The sequence below is a fragment of the Vibrio owensii CAIM 1854 = LMG 25443 genome, from assembly GCF_000817815.1.
GTDB classification, from domain to species: domain Bacteria; phylum Pseudomonadota; class Gammaproteobacteria; order Enterobacterales; family Vibrionaceae; genus Vibrio; species Vibrio owensii.
The window spans coordinates 1-269 of the sequence record NZ_JPRD01000092.1; the positions used below are offsets into that span (position 1 = coordinate 1).

1 pseudogene is annotated in these 269 nt (G+C 38.3%); it reads right to left on the minus strand.

Going from position 1 to position 269, the window contains the following annotated elements:
• Positions 1-194, minus strand: a pseudogene (locus tag H735_RS30605) (IS110 family transposase); the annotation flags it as partial.
• Between the last annotated feature and the right edge of the window lie 75 nt (positions 195-269).

Below are 269 nucleotides of genomic sequence, written 5' to 3' on the forward strand. Positions count from 1 at the left end.
TGGCAAAAACGTCCCCAATGATGCGCAGATCCACAAGCTTCCATTACTACATGAGAAGCGGGTTGTTTTTGTAACCATGACTTCAATTTTTGGTTATTTAAAGCTTTTTCAGAGGCAACTTGATCTCTAACTAGCTTACAAATTTGAAATGAGTTTTTTGCTAAATCAATGGCGATAGTAGTAGACTTTTTCATGTATGGCACCCGATTAAAATTTCTGTTTGCACTAAAATTTTAGCTCCTCCTTGGAGGGGGGAGTCCATACATCGA